The sequence below is a fragment of the Rhodocytophaga rosea genome (assembly GCF_010119975.1).
GTDB lineage: Bacteria > Bacteroidota > Bacteroidia > Cytophagales > 172606-1 > Rhodocytophaga > Rhodocytophaga rosea.
The window spans coordinates 4,845,619-4,867,052 of sequence record NZ_CP048222.1 but is presented as its reverse complement, the minus strand read 5'-3'; the positions used below and the strand labels follow the sequence as shown (position 1 = coordinate 4,867,052).

Annotated in this window: 18 protein-coding genes; 8 read left to right on the top strand and 10 right to left on the bottom strand. The window is 41.3% G+C overall.

Annotated features, from left to right (window positions below; genetic code table 11):
• The first annotated feature begins 2 nt into the window (after positions 1–2).
• On the top strand, positions 3–611 hold the full coding sequence (locus GXP67_RS20190; protein WP_232064508.1) for an IS630 family transposase: 609 nt from the start codon (positions 3–5) through the stop codon (positions 609–611).
• A 119-nt stretch (positions 612–730) separates the two neighbouring features.
• Here the strand turns inward: GXP67_RS20190 and GXP67_RS20185 are convergent, their stop codons facing one another.
• The 8 genes from GXP67_RS20185 to GXP67_RS20150 form a co-directional block, all read right to left on the bottom strand.
• A complete protein-coding gene (locus GXP67_RS20185) occupies positions 731–2,725 on the bottom strand; it encodes a tetratricopeptide repeat protein (protein WP_162444804.1) in 1,995 nt (664 codons plus the stop codon).
• Positions 2,726–3,098: 373 nt separating this feature from the next.
• A complete protein-coding gene (locus GXP67_RS20180; protein WP_162444803.1) occupies positions 3,099–5,162 on the bottom strand; it encodes a tetratricopeptide repeat protein in 2,064 nt (687 codons plus the stop codon).
• A gap of 492 nt (positions 5,163–5,654) precedes the next feature.
• The gene (locus GXP67_RS20175; protein ID WP_162444802.1) at positions 5,655–6,320 is read right to left on the bottom strand and encodes a hypothetical protein; all 666 of its coding nucleotides are present in this window, start codon (positions 6,318–6,320) and stop codon (positions 5,655–5,657) included.
• A gap of 301 nt (positions 6,321–6,621) precedes the next feature.
• Positions 6,622–7,371 (bottom strand): helix-turn-helix transcriptional regulator, encoded by a 750-nt coding sequence (locus GXP67_RS20170; protein WP_162444801.1) that lies wholly within the window; start codon positions 7,369–7,371, stop codon positions 6,622–6,624.
• 699 nt (positions 7,372–8,070) lie between these two features.
• On the bottom strand, positions 8,071–9,561 hold the full coding sequence (locus GXP67_RS20165; RefSeq protein ID WP_162444800.1) for a SusD/RagB family nutrient-binding outer membrane lipoprotein: 1,491 nt from the start codon (positions 9,559–9,561) through the stop codon (positions 8,071–8,073).
• A 10-nt stretch (positions 9,562–9,571) separates the two neighbouring features.
• On the bottom strand, positions 9,572–13,159 hold the full coding sequence (locus tag GXP67_RS20160; protein ID WP_162444799.1) for a SusC/RagA family TonB-linked outer membrane protein: 3,588 nt from the start codon (positions 13,157–13,159) through the stop codon (positions 9,572–9,574).
• 30 nt (positions 13,160–13,189) lie between these two features.
• Positions 13,190–14,167, bottom strand: coding sequence for a FecR family protein (locus GXP67_RS20155; RefSeq protein ID WP_162444798.1), 978 nt, complete (start codon positions 14,165–14,167; stop codon positions 13,190–13,192).
• 142 nt (positions 14,168–14,309) lie between these two features.
• Positions 14,310–14,861 (bottom strand): RNA polymerase sigma factor, encoded by a 552-nt coding sequence (locus tag GXP67_RS20150; RefSeq protein ID WP_162444797.1) that lies wholly within the window; start codon positions 14,859–14,861, stop codon positions 14,310–14,312.
• 504 nt (positions 14,862–15,365) lie between these two features.
• On the opposite strand from GXP67_RS20150, the gene GXP67_RS20145 reads away from it, so the two are divergent.
• Entirely contained in the window at positions 15,366–15,833 is a 468-nt protein-coding gene (locus GXP67_RS20145) for a MarR family winged helix-turn-helix transcriptional regulator (RefSeq protein WP_162444796.1), read from the top strand.
• A 154-nt stretch (positions 15,834–15,987) separates the two neighbouring features.
• On the opposite strand, the gene GXP67_RS20140 is transcribed toward GXP67_RS20145, so the two are convergent.
• Both GXP67_RS20140 and GXP67_RS20135 read right to left on the bottom strand, forming a co-directional pair.
• Positions 15,988–16,767, bottom strand: coding sequence for a LuxR C-terminal-related transcriptional regulator (locus tag GXP67_RS20140; protein WP_162444795.1), 780 nt, complete (start codon positions 16,765–16,767; stop codon positions 15,988–15,990).
• A gap of 65 nt (positions 16,768–16,832) precedes the next feature.
• Entirely contained in the window at positions 16,833–17,441 is a 609-nt protein-coding gene (locus GXP67_RS20135) for a hypothetical protein (RefSeq protein ID WP_162444794.1), read from the bottom strand.
• A gap of 214 nt (positions 17,442–17,655) precedes the next feature.
• Here GXP67_RS20135 and GXP67_RS20130 point away from each other — a divergent pair, with 214 nt between their 5' ends.
• From GXP67_RS20130 to GXP67_RS20105, 6 genes are all read left to right on the top strand, one after another.
• Complete coding sequence (locus tag GXP67_RS20130; protein WP_162444793.1) at positions 17,656–18,039, top strand: GNAT family N-acetyltransferase; 384 nt, start codon at positions 17,656–17,658, stop codon at positions 18,037–18,039.
• A complete protein-coding gene (locus GXP67_RS38320; RefSeq protein WP_162444792.1) occupies positions 17,949–18,206 on the top strand; it encodes a GNAT family N-acetyltransferase in 258 nt (85 codons plus the stop codon). The genes GXP67_RS20130 and GXP67_RS38320 overlap by 91 nt, the downstream gene beginning before the upstream one ends.
• Positions 18,207–18,304: 98 nt before the next feature.
• A complete protein-coding gene (locus GXP67_RS20120) occupies positions 18,305–19,324 on the top strand; it encodes a ScyD/ScyE family protein (RefSeq protein WP_162444791.1) in 1,020 nt (339 codons plus the stop codon).
• 84 nt (positions 19,325–19,408) lie between these two features.
• Complete coding sequence (locus GXP67_RS20115; RefSeq protein WP_162444790.1) at positions 19,409–19,924, top strand: hypothetical protein; 516 nt, start codon at positions 19,409–19,411, stop codon at positions 19,922–19,924.
• Between the two features lie 176 nt (positions 19,925–20,100).
• A complete protein-coding gene (locus GXP67_RS20110; RefSeq protein WP_162444789.1) occupies positions 20,101–20,883 on the top strand; it encodes a DUF5602 domain-containing protein in 783 nt (260 codons plus the stop codon).
• A 41-nt stretch (positions 20,884–20,924) separates the two neighbouring features.
• Positions 20,925–21,431 carry a cupin domain-containing protein gene (locus GXP67_RS20105; RefSeq protein ID WP_162444788.1) on the top strand — a complete coding sequence of 169 codons (507 nt, stop codon included), beginning with the start codon at positions 20,925–20,927 and terminating at the stop codon, positions 21,429–21,431.
• Positions 21,432–21,434: the final 3 nt, after the last annotated feature.

Sequence of the window (21,434 nt, the reverse complement as noted above, 5' to 3'; positions counted from 1 at the left end):
CATTGCAAAACAAAGAAGCATATGAGCAGAAAGTCAAGCGATTACATGCTTTGCTTTATTTGGCACAGACAGGCAGTATAGATTTATATTTTGGAGACGAATCAGGGTTTTGCCTTACCCCTTGTGTACCTTATGGATGGATCAAAAAAGGCGAACACGCCCCTATTTTATCCCAAAGAAGTACAAGGATAAATGTATTTGGCTTGTTAAGTACAAATAATGAGTTGCTTACTTATCAGAAAAGTGGGAGTCTAAACGCTGACTTTATCATTGAATGTGTAGAGGCCTTCTCAACATCTATTTCCAAGTTTACTGTCATAGTCTTAGACAACGCCTCCTGGCATACATGTGGCCTATGGGAAGTCAAAAAAGAAGAATGGGAACAGAAAGGATTATACATCTTTTTGCTGCCTAAGTATAGTCCTCATCTTAACAGGATCGAACGATTTTGGAAGCAGGTGAAATATCATTGGCTCAAAGCCGAAGACTATCTGTCTGTAGAAGCGCTTAAGGAGGCACTTTATACCATCTTTTCAGGATTGGGTACTTACTTTAAACTTGATTTTAAAAAACTTGAAGTAGATGAAAATATTATACTTAATTGTGTTTAATTACTTAGTAATTTTTAGTTTTAAGTTCTGGGATTTGAGTTTTGCATTGAGCTTTTTGAGTTTGTTTTCTGTCTGGGTATTTACTTATATCTGCATCAGAGGGGAGAATGAATCAAAGTTTAAAGAATAGGAATATTGATTTCCACACGTGTTCCCGAAGTATGATTAAGAGCATCTTTCAAGTCTGTAATGCGGATCAATTCTTCCAGCCGTTTAGGGTTTAACAACCGTAAGCGTTCTTCTGTTATTTTGATTCCCATGGATTTAGATTTCAACACTGACTTTTCACGAAGTTGCGCCGCTTTTTCTCTGCCCACTCCATTATCTTCAATCGTGCACAACAATTGTTCATCCGCCTCTCTGACCGTAATAGAAATGGCACCCTTTTCTGTGGCATCTTTATGCAGTAAGCCATGCCAGATGGCATTCTCTACAAAAGGCTGCAACACCATAGAAGGCAAATAAGTACTTTCTTTCTCTATAGACTTATCCACGCCTATGGAATAGCTTATTTTACCTTTGAAACGGAGTTCTTCCAGCTGAATATAGGATTCCAGTAAGGCCAGTTCATTCTCTAACGTGACAGTTGTCGTTTCTGTATTCTCCAGAATTAGCCGGACTAGTTTGGAAAATTTAGAAAGGTATACCGAAGCAGTATCAGTTTCCCCATCCAACACCATCCGGTTGATTGAATTGAGGCAATTGAATAAAAAATGCGGATTAATCTGTGCCCGAAGGGCTTTTATTTCCAGTTCACTCAGTTGGCGTTTAAACGTAGCCTCCTTGATTTCATCATTTTTTGAAGTGAGCAACTTTTGATTTTTCAGCCGCTGCTGAAAAACATAGAACGATAAAATGGCTAACAGACTGATGAGGATGCCACCGCCAATAGAAGCTTTTTTAAAAGTGGCCTGCCGCTGCGTTTCCTGGGCCTGGATTGCCTTTTCCTTTGCCAATAAGGCAATCTGCTTGTCTTTCTTCTCAGTCTCATATTTTGCCTGCAGTTCATTTACCTCTTTGATCTTACTTTCAGTGAACAGGCTGTCTTTCATTTGATTTGCTAAAGAATAGAAATGATATGCCTGTTTGTAATCGTCCTGTTCCAGATGTAAGGCCTGGATGGCCGAATACACATCATACAACAGCAGATCCGCCTTGATTTCCTGAGCTAACTGCAAGGCTTCGTTCAAATAGGTACTGGCCTGCGCATACTGTTTGAGCTTGAGCGAGGTATTGCCCAGATTTTTCAGGCAGTTTGCCAGCGACTGTTTTCTGCTATGCTGCCGCCAGACCACCAGTGCCCGCTGGTGATACCCAAGCGCCTGGCCATGTTCATTTTGGGCTACGTACAATCTTCCCAGATTGCCCAAAACGATAGCAACCAAAACCGGCAGCCTTGCCACTTCAAAAATCCGCAGCGCCTCTTTGTAGGCTTTTGCTGCCTGGCCATACTTTTTCTGGGCCAAATAGATGTTGGCCATATTCTGAAGACTCATGCCATACCTAACCGGCAGATTGGCCTTTTTGAACATATCTCCCGCCTGTATATACGCATCTACTGCTTCATTGAACTTATTGGTGCGGTCATGTATGATACCAATCATGTTGAGCAGCATACCGACCTTTCGGGGGTCACTCTCTTTTTCTTCATTCTCCATCAGAAGGTAAAGCGTGGCCAGGCTCTTGTCATATTTGCCCAGATTCATATCCACCACCGCCATATGATACAATCCTTCGCCCAACCGCACGGAATCTCCCTGTGCCTTACTGTAATCAATTACTGCCTGCAAGTTTTCCTGGGCCTGGGCATAGTTGCCCTGCTGGTAGGCAAGCAGGCCATATGCGTACAGTGCCTGAAAATGCCCCTTCCTGCTATGCAACTTTTCGGACAGGAGTTTGATGCTGTCTGTATAGCTTTTAGCCCTGACAAAATCCTGCACTTCAACGTTCATGTAATAACAGCCTATTTTTTCGTACAAGTCAATTTTTCCCTGCCCGGCCGGAGTGATTTTCAGCTGTGAGAGTAAGCTATCAATTTCCGGTTGCGCCAGGAGAGATGTACTACCTGCTAAAAGTATAAACATTATCACTTGCAATAATACTTGTAGCTTCATAGGTTATTATATTCAAGAGTACGTTTTGAATATAATCATTTTTAACACAGAGGTTTACCTGTGCTATAAAATATAGCAGCAAACGCATAAAAAAGCTGAGTAATTGGGGTGTGAATGGTATGGAATGTCCGGCATCTTCAAATTGCCAAGTGAGTAAGGCCGAAAATAAACGTGAATTTTTATACAAAAAGACTAGGCGTTCCTGATAAGAGTAGATGAAAACATAATCATAAGGATGTAAACAGGAATGCCTGCTTTTTCCAGTAGCTATAATAGATAAGCATCTCCATTAAGGCCATACTTTTCCATAATCATTGTCATGGATTCCCAGCACCTGCTTCATCATCCATCAGAATAGTTTGTATGATAACTTTTATTCTAAGGGAACCAGAAGATCTACCCTGGTACCTAAAGCCCGGTTCATAGAATCTTTCAGGTCAGTAATTTGAATCAACTGGCCGGTTTTTCCCTTATTGTACAGCCTCAGACGCTCTTCGGTAATATGCAATCCCATGGATTTACTGTGAACCACCGAATTTTTCTTTAACGCAGTAGCTATTTCCCTGCCCACGCCATTATCTTCAATCACACACCTGAGCACGTCTTCTGTTTCTTTAATGCTGATATGTATAAATCCCTGTTCCTCTTTTTCTTTGTGCATTAAGCCATGCCAGATCGCATTTTCTACAAAGGGTTGTAATACCATCGAGGGTAAAAATGTATTTTCCTGGTCTATTGCCTCATCTACGCTGATTTTATATCCGATCCTGCCTTTAAACCGCAGATTCTCCAGTTGGAGATACGCTTCCAGCATGATTAGTTCATTCTGTAGGGAGACAGACGTGTTTTCCGAATTTTCCAGGATAAGCCGGATTAATTTCGAAAGCTTAGTCAGGTACCTGGAAGCACCAGCCGTATCCTGTTCCAGAATCATGCGGTTGATGGAATTCATGCAGTTAAAAATGAAATGAGGATTCATCTGTGCCCGTAAGGCTTTCATTTCCAGTGCACTCATCTGGTGCAGGAGCTGGGTTTCTTTGATTTCCTGGTCTTTTGCCATCAATAATTTCTGGTTCCTCATTCTCTGGCGAAGTAAATAAATAACCAACCCGGCAATAACTGTTACCAGAAGCAGGCCGCCAATCAGGGCTTTTTGCTGCAGCACTTTCCGCTGCACTTCTTTTTGCTGCACCTGTTTCTCCTTGGCAAAAAGGGCGAGTTGTTTGTCTTTTTCGCCTATTTCATATTTGGTTTGCAGTTCACTCAGCTGTCGGGTAGTTTCTTCATTCAGTATACTATCTTTCATGGCAGTAAATAGCCCCTGGTACTCAAAGGCTTTCTGGAAATTTTGCTGAGCCGCATATAAGGCAGAAAGTTTCTTATAACTATCGCGCAAGGCAGGTTTGGCATGAAATTCTTTTGATACCGAAAGCGCTTTCTGGAGATAATGTTGGGCCTGAGCATAATTTTTCAGCAACATATAAGTGTCACCCACCCATAGTAGATTTAATGCGATCTTATCCATCTGAGAAGCCTGTTCGCGGATGCGTAAAGCCTGAAGATGATATTGCAGGGCGCTGTCATATTTTCCCTCGGCACTTAATACTTCCCCCATATTACTGAGAATGGTAGCTGCTGTCCGGGTTGAGCCAATAGAATCGCTAAGCAGCAAGGCTTGTTTGTAATGCGTTCTGGCTTTTTCATATTGTTTCATCTGTGCATACGCATTCCCCATATTGATCATTACCCTCAGCTCACCCATTTTTGAATTGATATCCTGTTTCATGCTGGTAAAACTGGCCAGGGATTTATTATACATCGAAATAGCATCCTCCCACTTTTTCATAGATGTAAACAAATTGCCTACATTCATCGCTACCCTGGCTACACCAAAGTGTATTCTTTCCTTTTCGAAAAGCTCAAAAGCACCATAACTAATTTCAAGACTTTTATCATAGTTGCCCAGTTCATTTTCTATTACGGCCGTTTGAAATAAGCAATCAGCCAACAGGGAGGAATTCCCGGTAGTATTGCAATACTCTATGATGGGATTTAAATAGTTGAGGGCTTCTGTATATTTTCCATCAAAACGGGCCAGCATGCCAAGATAATAGTTAACATATGCCAAGGCATCTTTCGTATTTACCTGAGTGGCCACTCGTTTTATCGTATCTGCATACTGGCGGGCCACTTCCAGGTTACCTACTGTACTGGCGTATGTAAAAAACAGGAGTCCATACAGTTCAATCTTATCAGCTTTGTCCGGCGTAGCTTGTAAAACAGCCTGCAAACTATCCACATATACCTGTGCCATTCCGGGAACCTGTTTGGCTGCTTTGGTTGGTTTTGGTTTCTCACGTACCGATTGACCATGGAGGGAAGAGGCAAACAACATCAACAGCAGAATCAGGGGTAGAACAGAGGTGAGGGAGCCCATAGCTGTACTGTAAAAATGAAATTATAAAACCTGTTTTATTGAGTGGTAGCTTATATAAAGCTACTCATTCCGAAAGGAAAAGCAAAGAAATTGTATCATCTGTTACTATTACTGGCAGGTATACTCAGCGTAATAATGGAAGGATGTACACGATGCATTTTTTGGTTCCATGCGAAAATCTGTATCGAAAAATGGGAGCAATGTTTATTAGCTGCACAAGCCATATTTCCTGTTAAACATGCAGGTTTTCTGAGCAGGAAATAAAAGGAGAATCTCAATGGAAGGATAGCTTGAGACCATATAAATATAAAAGAGTGACAGGAAGCTGATTTTAAAAGTAAAGCATCAGGAACAGAATATATTTGCAGCATTATATTCTTTTCCTGATTAAAATAGAGTTGATTTTGTGTTTGAGCCAATTACAGACGCGATGTTGATTAATTGAGTATAGTTTCCTTAAGGTATATTTCTATGGTATAATAATGGCAGTAATTAAAATGCGGCTATTGCACTTCGTAAAGAGGCTAATCCGATGGTGGTACCAGGAGGTACAGCATACATTACGCAGGGATTATTTACATTGCATTGATCAGTAGGGCAGGCAACATTGGCAGGAAAAGGTCTGATCCGGGTAACACATTTAGCGTAAGGGGTACATTTTTTCCAGATACAGATTTTCAATTGCATTGAAGCCGGGATATTTGATTTTTCCTCCAGGATGATCGCCTCCGCATACTGGCCTGTGAGCTGAGATGGGACACCAATCATGGCCACCGTTGTTTGTTTACCGGTAGCCCGTACTGTAACATTAGAGATGATAATATATTCTGTAGCTGTATTGGCCAATACAGGAAGTAAACCCTGATGGGCAGAGGCTATAGCACTACTCTGCAACCATTGGGTAAATTGCTGCTGACTTACCCCTTTTATTTGGGTAAGGGTAATAGGATAGAATTCCTGCCCAAAATTTAAATTAATTACATCTACGGCTACATTATTTAGCATTTGTGAACTAATAGTTTGCTGGCTACGAGATGAAACTTCCTGGGTGGAAGAGAATTCGGGCTGAGGCGGGGAAGAAGAAAAATCACTCTCTGTTTGGCAGCTCCAGGTTATTGCCAGCAAAAGAATAAATAAAAAAAATAAAGTGCGTTTCATATGGTTTTATTAAGTTTTGTGTGGAATGAAGGATGTATAGATGAAAGATGCACAAATAAACTATTCCATTGAATGGCCACTGCATATCTGGCAGGTTTATTCAGATAAGTGGTATGTTATATTCCATAACTGGATTAAATTTCAAACCTTACCTAAAAATATACGGCTTATCCTTTGAGTAAAATTAAACAGGCAGTTAAATAAATTGCCTGATAATTGTTGCCATTAATGTAGGGGGTGCTTACAAAATTAGCGCTTAACTTACCGCTCAGTTTACCGAAACAAGGCCACAATTGGTATGCTATGCGACAGAAGCTGCATAGTTAAGCAGTTCAACCATGTTTCTGGCATGGGATTTTTTAAAAAGGTTGCTGCGGTGGTTTCGTACGGTATTGATGCTGATAGATAAAGTATCCGCTATTTCTTTGCTGCTGAACCCTTCTTTAATTAATTGAAGAACCTCAATTTCCCGTTGCGAAAAATTGGATTCATCCACAGCCGGCACATACGAATTGATTTTGGTATACGCTCCATTCTGATATTTCAGCCATTGCAGATGAACCCGCATAAAAGGTTTTTCAGCGGATATATCTTTAAAAAGAAGAAAATAGGAATACTTGCCTGTAGGATCGGCAATACTTATTCTTTCTTCCATCAGGTGAATATATTTGCCATCACCTCTGCGGAATCGATAATTCATTACAAACCGGTGTTCCTGTATTTCACGCTGGCGAATGGTTCTGGAAAATTCATCTATTTTTTGCCTGGCCCGCAAGAAAAGTTCTTTATCTTCTGCAGGCAGATAATTCGCCGTATTTCTAAAAACGGTATTCTTTAAATCATCGATTCCATACCCAAACAGATGAAGGCTGTTTTCGCTCAGGTAGGATACATTCATATATTTATCCTGTAACACAATTACACAGGGATGAAAAAGCCGCTCAATCATCTGGAGCCCTAGCCCTTCAGCTGCTGATTGTTTGTGAATGGATATTTCTCTGGCAGGTATCTGACCCAAAAATTCAGAAGTAAAAAGTCTTGATTGGAGCATTGTGGTAAAAGCTAATAGTTTATAAATACAACTTGAATTATTTTTTATTGTGGTGAAAGATGCCTCTGCTTTACGTGATCAGGCAACTTATATAATGGAATCAAAACTGCATTTTCATCTTTTAAAAACTATGTGTACATACACACATATAGATCTGCTATTAAATCACCTTCTGCAAAAGGCTTCTATTATTTTATGCCTACTCTCCTAAAATATTAATAAGATATGTATGCAGGCCTTATTTAATTCATCATATAACTAAGTATACGCATATCGGCATTTTTAATTATGTAACTATGTGATATTTCAATACTTGTATGAAAAACCAATGATTACAGATCCACTGAAAATTATTTTAACTATGGGTATGTACACACAGTTAAATAAGACAAAGGAATTCATTTTATATTTTTCATTAAAGCAAAGGTTAATGAGTAAAGAGTAAGATGAGTTAAAGCTAAAAGAGTTCGCCTAAGGCTAAATTTAAAAATCAGCACTCAGGGGTAACGAACCGAAAAGGTATCAGGCAAGATCATGGTAGAAAATCATTACATGTTTTATGATAAGACGGAAAGCTTACATTTTATTCTGTCCTATATATTATTGTCAGGTAAGGGGTATTATACCCTACCTTAATATAAATTATTTTACAAAAATTATTTAATTACCAGTCTAAAAAACGAATACAAATTCCTGCTCTTACTCTATATCCCACCAGACCCTAGTATTGATGTCATCCGGACCTTGCAGCAGAATAGCATCAGCACGGTTTTTTGCATTTAATGATTGTTCTATGATGGGGTATATAAACCGGACTGGAATTTTATTTGCGTTCTCATTATGTACACCAGGTTTTAAGCTAGGAAATCCGGTACGCCGCCAGTCAAACCACGCTTCAAACCCCTGAAAAAACTGGGAAATCCATTTCTGCGTGAGTACTTTCTCTAGTTTTTGTATATCTGTCCCTTCAAACATCACTTCATTTTGCAAAAAATAAGCTTCCTCAACTTGTTTCCCATAAAATTGAAACGATGCCTGAATACCATTTTTGTAATGTGTTTCAGGACTGGAGATAATAATTTTTCGCTGGGCTGCTTCTGCCAGAATAAACTGTAGTTCGGCATACGTCATCATAAATCCTTTGGCTATCTGTAAACCTTTGTCAGTAATGGATTGCTCATAAAACAATGGGCTGATACGTGATTGAAAATCAGGGCCTCCATTATAGCGGATGGCTTCTACATCTGTTAATCCATTCGGAATCCCTGTATATTCATCGTCTGTGGATGGAGTGGCTTCTGTTGAAGGAGTAGGCCGAAAGAAAACTTTTAGCCTGGGGTCCTGTAATTGCTGAAGTTTATCGATTAGGGTTTTGCTTGCTCTGGATTCGTTGAATGAGCCTATTCTCAGCGCAAGCAAAGGAAACTGGTCAGGAGCCGTGGCAGAAAAAGTATAAGAAGCATTGTCAACATTGCTTTCAAACAAGGGATATTCTGCCGGGTTTGCTACGATTTGCTGCATCTCTGCTCCTACCTCTTTGCGGCCAGAAATACGCAGTAAATAACGCAGGCGCAAGGAATTGGCCAGTTTTCTCCATTTGTTTATATCTCCGCCATAGATAAAATCATTTTCAATATTGGCTGCATCTGATAATAACCGGTTAGCTTCTGCCAGATCAGTCAATATACCTTCATAAATAGTTTCCTGCCTGTCGTAAGCGGGCGATAGTATACCTTCTTTGCCTTGAATCGCTTCTGTATAAGGAATATCGCCATAACAATCCGTTACCAGAGAAAATAGCCATGCCCGTAACACCAAGGCAACACCCCGGTAATTGTTCTCTTTTCCTTCACTGGTTTGCTTTAATATATTGTTTACATCCCGCATATTATCGTATACTGCATCCCAGATCTGGTTCCGTTCACCCCATATATAGCGGTCAACCAGGGTAGTTGTATTTTTAGCCGTATACTGAATCACCGTTGTGCCAATCACCCAGGATTCATTCACCAGGGTATGCATCATGTCCCGCTGGATACCGGCTAAGAGCTGTTTTGGTAATACAGTCGAAGGGTTATTGGAATTGGTATTTATGTCTTCAAAGGAATGGGTGCAGGCAGATATAAGCAGCCCTACAAATAACAGCCGGGTATTATTCAAAAATCTGCCATTGCTTTGTGTGCTATTCATACTTACGCCATTATAATTTAACACTTAAAGTAAATCCATAACTTCTGACAGTAGGTAAGGCCAATGAATCTACTCCAGGAATAATCGTACCTCCGGCGGTTGAAGCCGTTTCAGGGTCAATGTGAGGTACTTTTGACCACAAAAATAAGTTGCGGCCTACCAATGAAAAGGTAAGTTCCTGTAAGAAACTGGAGGGCAGCAACCGTTTGGAAAAAGTGTAGCTTACTTTCATCTCCCTGAGTTTTACAAAGGAAGCATCATACATCATCGGTTCGAGAATACGCCGGTTGGCTGTAAGAGCGGTATGCCATTCCTGTGCCGGAAGTTTTATAGTATTCGGTAAGAATCCGGTAATATTGCCTTCTGCATCTGTTAAAGCAACTACACCTTTTCCAACCACTCCATTTCCAGGTAAATTCAGGTCATAGCCATTGGTTCTGCCTTCGAGTGTTTCAATCAAAGAGCCTGCTTCCCGGCCAATGGTTTGTGTATGTGAATACAATTTTCCTCCTTTGCGGATATCCAGTAAAACCATCAGTGAAAGATTTTTCCAGGAAAAAGTATGTTGCCATCCAGCCAACCAGTCAGGGTTATAATTGCCAAGTTTAATGAGATTTGGAGTAGCTAAGGGCGCTCCTTTTTCATTGTATACGATTTGCCCCACATACTTTCCCGAAGGATCATAATACGGATCGTTTGGATTGGCACTTACCCGCTGATAACCAATCCCATATATATCGCCCATCCTGTCGCCGACACTGGCCTGAATATTCACATACCTTGTGCTGATTACATGGCTTTCGATCTTCTGGCCGGTTACAGGGTCTGTGTATAATTCTCTGACTTTACTCCGGTTGAGAGAAAAGTTAATTCCGGTGGTCCAGGTAAAGCCGTTTTTCAGTTGGATGGGAATGAAAGTAAGGATTGCTTCCAGACCCTTGTTCTCAATTTTACCGGCATTAATGATACGAGTTCGGTACCCGGTTGTATTGCTCACTCTTGCACTCAGAATCTGATTTTTGCTTAGGGTATGATACAAGGATACATCCACTGCCAGACGGTTTTGGAAAAGCTTCATCTCAAATCCTGTTTCTACCGATCGACTTTGTTCTGGTTTTAGCTGTGCATTGGGAATAAAATTAAACTCGGTATAGGTGGGTGTACCTTGAACCGGTGTTTGCGGTCCATATACTGAGGCTAGCTGATAAGGATCGGTATCGTTTCCCACACCGGCGATTCCTGCCCGTACTTTAGCAAAATTAATGTGGGGAGAGAGTGAGAAAATATCTGAAACAATGGCGCTTACCGAAACTGAGGGATAAAAATACGACCAGTTATGTGCAGGCAACGCACTGGACCAGTCATTGCGGCCGGTTAGTTCAAGATATAATAAGTCTTTATATCCTAGTTGTGTGAAAGCATATAAACTATGTATCTTTTTCTCTGAGTGAAAGCTGGCATATTCCAGAGGAACGTTGGCATTCATCAATGAATATTCGCCAGGAATGGCAAGCTGCGGAACACTAGTATCAGATAATTTTATCTTTCTGTAAAGTGCATTGCCTCCCACACTTGCTGACAAACTAATATCTGAAGAGATAGCTTTATTCGCAGAAAGCAAAAAGTCAACATTGGTTTCCTGCAATAAAATCTCTTCTTCCCGGTAAGAACCTTTGGGAAATTTCTGAGAGCTGTATGCCCTTTTCCGGTTGCGAAATTCATCTACATAATCGGTTCCTGCCCGTAACATGAGCTGCAACCAGCTTGAAAACCGGTAAGTGGCTGAAATATTTCCTAAGAGGCGGTTTAAATCTTGTCCGTTGGTATTTTCATATACGGTAAAATATGGATTATCATGTGCGCCATAGCTTGAATTAAACTGATTTACCCCTGTTTTCCCATACTGCCAGTACTCCCGCAAAGACCGCATATTCACGGAACGTCCCATCCAGATAAAATAAAACATCAGATTTTCATTGCCATAGGTAAGGCTGGGCCGGTTATTACTCAGACTTTTAGAATAATTAGCAGACAAAGAAAGATTGAGCCTGGAACCTATTTTATATCCGGTATTTAAGGTAACGGCATGGCGTTTTAAATCAGTATTAGGAATGATACCACGTTGATTCGCATACGTATAGGCTAGCCGGATATGTGCTTTGTCGTTACTTCCGCTAACAGCCACATGCTGACTGGTGGTAATGCCGGTTTGAAAAAAGTCTTTTACATTGGCTGAATGCGAAAGAAAGGAAGTTGGCATAATCTCGCCTCTTTCGGCTAGTTGAGCAGATATATCGATGTCACCGATCTGTGCATGTAAATTACCTACATCTCCACCCCGGAATCCGTTGGTGGTGGGTGAATCGAATTGTTTAACCAGCTGGCCATTCATCTCAGGTCCCCAGCTAATACTTCCCAGGTCCTCCCTGAATTCAAATATTCCATTGATCCCCTGGCCATATACATTCTGATACTCAGGCAAACGCAGGGGATTTTCCAGCGTAAAGGTTGAACTTAGGATAACACCCATTCCTTTACTTCTTCTACCAGTTTTAGACTTAATAAGCACTACGCCATTCTGCCCTCTGGAACCATACAACGCCGTAGCATTAGCTCCTTTCAATACGGTTATCGACTCTATATCATCCGGATTTACAAGTCCTGCTCCATTGCCATAGTCTACTTCCTGGTTATTGCGGCCTGAGGAACCTATGAGTTCATTGGTGATTGGCACTCCATCCACTACAAAAAGAGGCTGGTTCTTACCAATATTCAGGGAACGTTCTCCCCGGATGGTAATTCTGGACGAACCTCCAATACTGGAAGGATTATTGACTACCGTAACACCAGCGATTTTTCCGGCAAGTGTATTCACCAGATTCATTTCCTGGGCTTTGCTTATATCCTCACCAGCCACCATCTGCATGGCATAGCCTACTTCTCTTTTTTCTCTTTCCACTCCCAGCGCCGTTACTACTACTTCATCCAGTTGCCGGTTATCTGCGGAAAGGGCTATTTGCAGGTGAGTTTGCCTGCCCACTTTTATGCTTTGTGATAAATAGCCTACATAAGAAAATAATAATATACTAGCGGTATCTACCAGGATACTGAATTTTCCATCAGCATCGGTAACTTTCCCTTCCAGCGTCCCTTTTATCAGCACATTTACGCCAGGTATTCCTTCATTCGTGCTGGCATCAGTAATGCTGCCAGAAATGAATTTGGGATCAGAAGATTGATTTTTTCCAGGACTTCCTGCCGCTAATCCACCTGATACTGGAACAGTTGTTTTACTTTTTGTAAGTCTAATGAAACCATTTTCCATTACCTGATAGTCAATGGCCAGAGGCTTGAGTAAAGTATCCAGTAGATGCGACAAAGGAATATTTTCCTTATGAAGCGTAATTTTCTGCCTGGAAATAATCTGATTGGTATACAAAAACTTTACACTGGCTTGCTTCTCAAGTGAATGTAAAATCTGTTTTAACGGCTCATTTTCTGCCCTTATGAAAACTGTTTTTTCAAAATTATGCTGCGCCTCTACAAGGAAGTGGCTGGTTAATCCAATAAGCAGGAAAAGCAGCGTTTTTGTACGCATAAGCAGACTTATTAAGCCATTATATTATAGCTATTGGCAGGATTTTCCTTCAAATAAAATCGTATTGCCCTTTACCTGATAACTCACTTCCCCTAAAGTAGACGCCAGCAATTGCAGGGTAATTTCCTGAGACTGGTCCGTAAAATCTGCTGTGATTCGGCAGTCTCTGTTTACATCCGGATAAGTAATTTCCACATCAAACTTGCGTTCGATCCGCGCTAACACTTCCTGTATAGGTGTTTCATCAAAGTGCATGTCATATGAAGTACCCTGAATATAGCCCGAAGTGGATTGAACCCTTGTTTTAGTAAAGCCGTTGGGACTGGTAGTACCCATTTCCATAGGTTCTAATACTACTGAATTTACAGGTTCTGCCGATTCATTATTTGTTACAGCAACTTTCCCGGTTAATACTACGATTGCTACCTGCTGCTTTTCGGGAGATTGTTTCACATGAAAGCTTGTCCCCAACACTTTTGCTTGCACCCTTCCGCATTGAATCAAAAAGGGTTGCTTCGGATTTTTAGCTACTTCAAACAAAGCTTCTCCCTGTAATTCCACTGTGCGTACTTTTGCATCTTTTTCAAATTGCCTGGGATACTTTAATTGGCTGTTTGCTTTCAGCCATACCAGGGAACCGTCTGAAAGAATAACTTTTTTAATCTCAGTTCCAGAGGCAAACGTAACAAAATCAGCTTCAATCCTTTCCTTCTGAACCCAGTTCCAGGAAAAATAGCCGAAGAAGATTATTAAAATGGCTGCTGCTGAGATTCTTACATAAGGTTGCAGAAAAATGATTTTTCTGTCGGAAGGAGCTTGCAGCTGATTGTCTATCTGTTGCCTGATTTTATTTTCTAAAGCCGCTTTTTGTGGCTCTGAAAGATTTTGTATGCCATCCTCTTCATTTTCAAATGATTCGTACCATTGCTGAACCAGCCTTTCTTCCTCTGGTGTACAGCTTCCGGTCTGATACTTTTCCAGTAATTGTTTCAATTGTTGATCTGTCATTCCCAAAGTGGGTCTTTTCTTCCTTAAAAGTCAAGCTGGGAAGCCATTACCCTACCTTCTTGTGTGTTTTTATTGAATACTGCCACCGCTTCTCCTTCACTGAAGAAACAGATGGCAGGAAAGAAATGAGTAATACAAGCATTTATAGGTAATCTTGCAGCGAGAAACGCAGTTGCTTAAGTGCTTTCGTTAGTTGTTTTTCAACCGCCTTCTGGGAAATATCTAATTGTTGCGAAATTTCCCGGATCGTAAAGTTTTCGCGCCTGCTCATCCAGAACACCTGCTGGCACCGTTGAGGCAACCGGTCTGTTACTTGCTCGATGCGGTGGAGCAATTCTTCAAACCGGAGGGTGTTCTCCGTAGACAGGTCTGCTTCGAGCTTGGTTACCGTACTAATATAGGCTTTACGTACCTTTTGAGAACTAACCGCATTGATTACTTTGTATTGAACAGCCTTGTAAAAGTAAGCTTCCCACGACTGGCTTAGTTGAAAAGTACTGCGTCTTCGCCAGAGGGAAGCAAAAATGTCCTGTACGATTTCCTCACACAAGGGGCCATCTTTTAAGCGTTTATACGCAGCCCTGTATAATTTTTGCCAGTACTGTGTATAAAGCCACTTAAAAATCTGCTCATCCCCTTGCCGGAGCCTTTCCAGGAGCTGTGTGGTGGTCAGATGGTCGAATTGTTTGTCCATTGAAATAAACGAAAACAGAAAATAACCATTTCAATAATACTATCTATTAAACCTGATATGGCCTGGCAGTAGCCTTATTATCGGGTAGCATGTATGTGTACGTACACATAGTTAAGCAAACCGGTCTACTCCCGGGAGCAGAGAAATACATATTGAAAATTTAATGAAGATTCCGGAGTTTAGTAACCTACAGAAAAAAGAAAAATTTTATAAAAAATACCGTTGCAGTTCTATTCAGTTTTCAAAAAGCCTATATTTGAGAATATCTTAGTCCGTCAAAGATAAATATAATTTTGATTGTTGCTAAAATTAGTAAGAAACTACTATTGCCTGACAGAAAGGATTTTTATAAGTTGAATAAATATTGTACGTACACATATTATTATACGTATAATTTGCATTTGCTTCTTATCTTTCACCTGGGTCTTATCTGGTCAACAATAAGTGAAAATGCATAGTAAAATGATGGAACTGAGAAATATTGTATAAAGTGAAGGAGAAAAAATGAGCCGTATTGAAGATGAAATTCAACAAACATCCTTTAGAAATCAATTGTCTAAAACTGGTATTAATTTAATTTACACGGGAATCTGGCTGAAAGCGGCACATAGTGACTTTTTTAAAAAATTTGGCCTTACGCATCCGCAACATAATATCCTGCGTATTCTGCGTGGCCAAAAGCAACAGCCTATCAGCGTGAACTCCATTAAAGAGCGGATGGTAGATAAATCTTCTAATGTATCGCGGATTACAGAAAAGCTGCAAAAAAAAAAGCTGATCCAATGCCGGCCTTCTGATGTAGATAAACGGGCGGTAGATATAATCATTACACAAAAAGGGCTCGACCTGCTCTCTCTGATTGACCAGCAAGTGCATGAAATAAATGATCTGCTGGCTCACCTGGAACACAGCGAACTGGTGCTGCTTAATTTGTTGTTGGATAAGGTCAGAAATAAACCACCACGGAAATAGCGTTATCTCCGGAATTGAAAACCAGGGAACGTACCTAAACTATTCGGGTAAGTCGTTAAATCATGGGGTCTGGTCTGTTTCCGTAATCGGTTGATACAGGGGTTTCAATTCATTCATCAATTGGCTGCTACAATCATACCGCTATGTTACCAGATTAAATCCACTGGGCTTGCTGGGCATATAATAACAATTCGCGGCTATTACGGGCTTTGGCTTTTTGAAACAGATTGCTGCGGTGGTTTTTTACGGTGTTCACACTGATGGCCAGAGACTCACTGATTTGCCTGGTGCTTAATCCATCCCGGATTAGCCCGATAACCTCCTTTTCCCGTTGCGTGATATTCACGTCCGATTGATGAGGTACATAGTCTTTAATTTTTACCTGGCTATACCCTTGAGACTGGTATATTTCCAGTTTAACCTGGAATAATTTCTGGTCTTTATTTGCTTCCTTAAATAAGGTGAAAAATACATAGCGTTTGTGTTTACTCTCGATCACTACTTTTTCGTCTAACAAATGCATATACCCACCTTTAGGTTGCTTCAGCCGGTAGTGAAATACAAAGCGATAGTGTATAGGATTGAAATGTTCAACTTTTAAGATAAAGCTATTCATGTATTCAACCATGTGCTTTACAATGGACAAGTCTTCCGGATGAACCAGGGCAAAATAAGCTTCCGGTGTCAGCTGCATCATATAGTCTGCCGGATAGCCCAGAATAGCTTCACTGTTTCTGGTAATAAATAGCATTTCCGGATGATGAACCGGGCAAAGCAAAATGGCCCAGGCAGGAAATAATGCTTCGGCCAGAGAAATTCCTTTCCATATTTCTGCTGTATCGGTTTCTATTTCAGTTTTATTCTGTGGCTGCGGGCCTGCATATTTCACCATCATATTTCGCAGCATATGTCCGGTTTGATGAGCATGATTCATAGATAGAAAATTAAGTTTACCAGATCGTAGTTGATTATGTATAAGTGAAAGTAATAGCGCTTAGATCAGGCTATTACTGGTGTCTTCTTACTGGCGGTTGAATAAATACTAAGGCCAAGTATGGCCCAGATAAGTCCCCACGCCCCGATAATGGTACTGGGCGGACGGCCTCCTGCCAGGATCAGGATAGGAAACATCACCAGAAAAGGATACAATCCTACACTCAGCGGAATCCAGCGTTGCCATCCCTGCCAGACTTTAACCCGTACCACTATGATTCCAATTATAAGCATTCCTATTGCATTAAGTAAAGCTCCAATCTGGGTTAAAGGCAGCGGCAGTAAAGTCATTACCTGCTGGGTAGATAACCAGGCAGAAACTGCATAACATACTTGTCCCAGGAACGGAATGAGAAGTAATACCGGAGCTACGCTTTTATAACCTAAGGCTTTTGTCAGAAGTAAGCCAGCAAGACCAGCCATAAACCCCATCTGGGATAAAAAGAAGAGACTTCTCAGCAGATAATCGTGCCGCTGGAAAAATTCACGTAGTACCATAGGCAGTTGCGGCATCGAAAACATGGTAATTAAACTAATGGCGAATAAAATGCCACCCATTATACAGGCTTTACCTAATACTTGAATGCCATACGCTGGTTTTAAAGAAGAATGCATGAAAAATAGTTAGTTATGATTGCTGAAATAGTAAAACTGCTGCAAAAATAGTGTAAGAAGCACCCGTATGTAAATAGTGCTTTTATACTATATCAGTGGGAGCAAAAGAGAAATGGTAGGAAAGTACCATAGGCTGGCAGGTCATGCTTTGCCAATTTTGCTGCCACAAACCCAATAAGCCAGCAAACAGAAAACTATCTATTCAGTAAATATTATGTGCCTTACTCTTACTTATACTTTCAAACTCGATACAGACCGCTTGTACCTAGAGCCGCTTGCAGCTACAGACTTGCCCATCCTGCATTCGTTTCTGACCGATGAATCTGTACGCCAATACTTATTTGATAACCAGATTGTACCCATCAGCCAGTCAGCCGAAATTCTGGAGACAGCGCTGGATACCTTTTCTACCCATGGCTACGGCTTATGGCTGATATACCTGAAAGATTCTCTGGAAATGATTGGATTCGTAGGCTGTATTCTTTTTTCTCCGAACCACAGCCTCAGTTGCTATATGCGTTACTGCCCCCATATGAGAAAAAAGGCTATGCTACGGAAGCTTCTAAATGCATTATTGGCTATGCCTTTGAAAAACTAGGCTACACCTATCTTATAGCCAGTTGTGATGTACCCAATAGGGCTTCTGTGCAGGTGATGAAAAGATTAGGAATGCAGTTGCTGAAAGAAGAAGTACAAGATGGGAAGCCGCTGGTGTTCTATCAAATTAATAAACAACAATCTCAATTTTCCAGACAGTACTTATAATTGGTAGAAAAGTACTATTTCAAAACAACAATCCCTGATGTATTTTTGTATCATAATTCTCATAATATCAACAGCATATATATTCATCTTTTAAATCCATGCAAACTAAATTAATTAAATTATTAATACTTTTTATCCTGCTATCCGGCACCAGTTGTCGGCAATTTCTGGATTATTTCGACGAGGTAAAACCAGTACAACTGATCGTAAAAGACTATGCCTCTGGCTTGCTTAGCCCTTCCGGAATGGTGTTAGATGCCAGAGGTCAGCTATGGGTATCAGAAGCTGGTACCGGAAATAATGACAGCCGCATATCGGTAATAATGCCGGGTGGCAAGGTATATACAGCTATTGTCGGCTTCAGTTCTTCTATATTTGATGGCTTCCCGGCAGGAATTACTCACCTGGCTTTGAAAGATGGGGTTTTATGGATTCTGCACAGTGGGGAAGGCAAATTGTACCAGGCAGAAATAGCTACTTTTAAGCCTGGCGATTCTCCCCTGAAAGCAAACGATTTACCTTCAGAAGATGTCGGCACTTTCGTGAAAGCGTACAATTTCGAGCATGATACCAATGAATCAAATCTGTTTAAAATCACGGTTGGCCCCGATGATGCCCTCTATATAGCGGATGCAGCAGCCAATGCTATTATTAAAAGAGATAAAGCCGGAGAACTGAGTGTATTTGCCAACATACCAGGTATCAAAAATCCAACTTCTGTCGGGCCTCCCATGCTTGAGTCAGTACCTACTGGCATCGTGTTCGATGGACAAAAGTTTTATGTAACTACCTTTCTGGGTTTCCCTTTCCCGGCTGATAAAGGAATCATCTACCAGGTTGACCTGAAAGGCAAAGTGTCTGTCTATCAGCAAGGCTTTACGGGTTTAATTGATCTGGATCTCGACCTGGATAAGCGGCCGGTCGTACTGGAACTGGGCACATTTGGAGAACAAGGACCAAAACCCGGCACTGGTAAAATTATACGGGCTTCCGGTAAGCAACAACGTGTGATTATCGAGGGCCTGAATATGCCTACTGATCTGGTAAAAGCAAACCTACGCACGTATTATGTCAACAGCCTGACAGATGGCAAAGTGCTGCAAGTAACTCATCCCTGAATATTCTTACTTATTCATTCACCATACAACCACATGCGCTTCCTTAACAACTAACAAACAGGCAGCGGTAAAATCAACCATAAAATGCTTACCCTTGAAACTCAACAAACTACCAACAAAACATTTGTACATACGCTGATCCGCTGGACCACAGCCAGTTTTATAGGATTTACTTTCTTCAGCTATGGCACCGCGATGATGGATTATTTTCTGGTGTATCCGTCCCGTTTGATCGTAGGAGAAAAAGAATTTGTAGCCTATCATGCCTTGCTGGAAGAACGGATTGTTCCCATCAGTGTGATTCCCTTCGGCCTGCTTACCGTTCTGAATATTCTGCTGTTCTGGTTCCGGCCGGCAAGTTTACCCAGAAAACTGGTCTGGGCTTCGTTTATCTGCCTCTTGCTAGACTGGGTATCTACTATTCTCGTACAGATTCCAATCAATCTTCAGCTCAACCTGGGCAAAGACGAATACCTGATCCGCTATATTATGGAAACCAACTGGGTCAGGGTAGCGCTTGAATCCGCCCAGGCCATGATTGCACTGCTTGTACTTGGCAATATCATTCCCGGAAATAATGCTCGTAGGGATAATTTTTAATCTCTGAAGCTGCTTTGCATGTTTAAAGCATAGCATTTCCTAACCGAAATATTACTATTCTTCCAGAGCAAGAACTCCTCAACTACTCTCTTAATTTTTCTTAAGCCGGGCCGCACATACATACGGCTACAGAATGTACCATGCCCGGACACTACATATATTTAACTCGTAAACTCATGAAAACAAACAAATTATTTACTACAGTATTCACCTTTGGATTAATAACCTTAGCTGCCACCTTTACTGCCTGCAACGACGATGATACAACTACCAGTCAACCCAGGGATATGGCCTATGGTCCGGAAGTGAGTGTAGGCAATGGAAAAGCACGCAGTTTTATCAAGCTGGATAATACCGGCAATCCAACTTCCATAGGATTTACCTTGAGTAAAACTGCCCTGGAAGGCCTCCCGCATGAAGAAGAGTCATACCTGCTCGCTTTACCTGAAGAAACGGAGAAAACGCCTTACAATTTCATTTCATTAGACTGGGCTTCGCATGGACATTCACCGGAAGGCGTTTACAATGTACCCCACTTTGATATGCACTTTTATATGATCGACCAGAGTAAAAAGGCTGGTATTCTGCACCCAAGTGATGAGATCGAACGCTTGCCGGATGCAAAGTTTCTGCCTCCTACGTATTTCAGCCAGCCTGGAGAAGGTGTGCCACAAATGGGAAAACACTGGGTAGATGCAACATCGCCCGAGTTACAGGGAAAGCCATTTACAGCTACTTTTATCTATGGAAGCTACGATGGAGAAGTAATTTTCCATGAACCCATGATCTCCCACAGCTGGCTGCTTGCCAGGCCTGACACCATAATGACTATTCCACAGCCACAAACTTTCCGGCAGGGCGGTTTATATCCGGCCAAGTATAGGGTTGAGTTTGATGAAGCCAGTCAGCAGTATATCATTTCCTTACTCGAACTAAGTGCAAAACAAGCATCTCTGTAAAGAAACCCAGTATCCCCGCACACCCTTTTTCAAACACACCTATGCATACAATTCATTTAACAAAAGCGAATACCGGCAAGCATTTTCTGCTTGGCTCTGACATGATTACCGTGAAAGCCGGAAGCCAGGAAACGTCAGGTACCATGCTGGCAATGGAAGTAAAAGTACCTAAAGGCGGTGGCCCTCCTATGCTACATAGACATACTTATAGCGAAACATTTTACTTTCTGGAAGGAGAATTTATAATGACTACCGCTAACAGTGATTACCAGCAACATAGTGTGAGGGTACAACCAGGTGATACTTTAGCCATTCCTTCTATGGTTTGGCATACCTTCAGGAATTCTGGTGATACAGAGGGAAAGTTTCTGGTTGTACATAGTTCTCCGGTAATGGAAGGATTGCTTCAGGAACTTGGTAACCCCATTCAAGATATGGGTCACTTGCCTGTACTGGAGACACCTCCTTCTGCCACACAAATGCAGGCCATGTTACAGGTGCTGGGAAAGTATATGGAATTTCTTCCGGCTGAAAAGTTGAGCACCTAATTA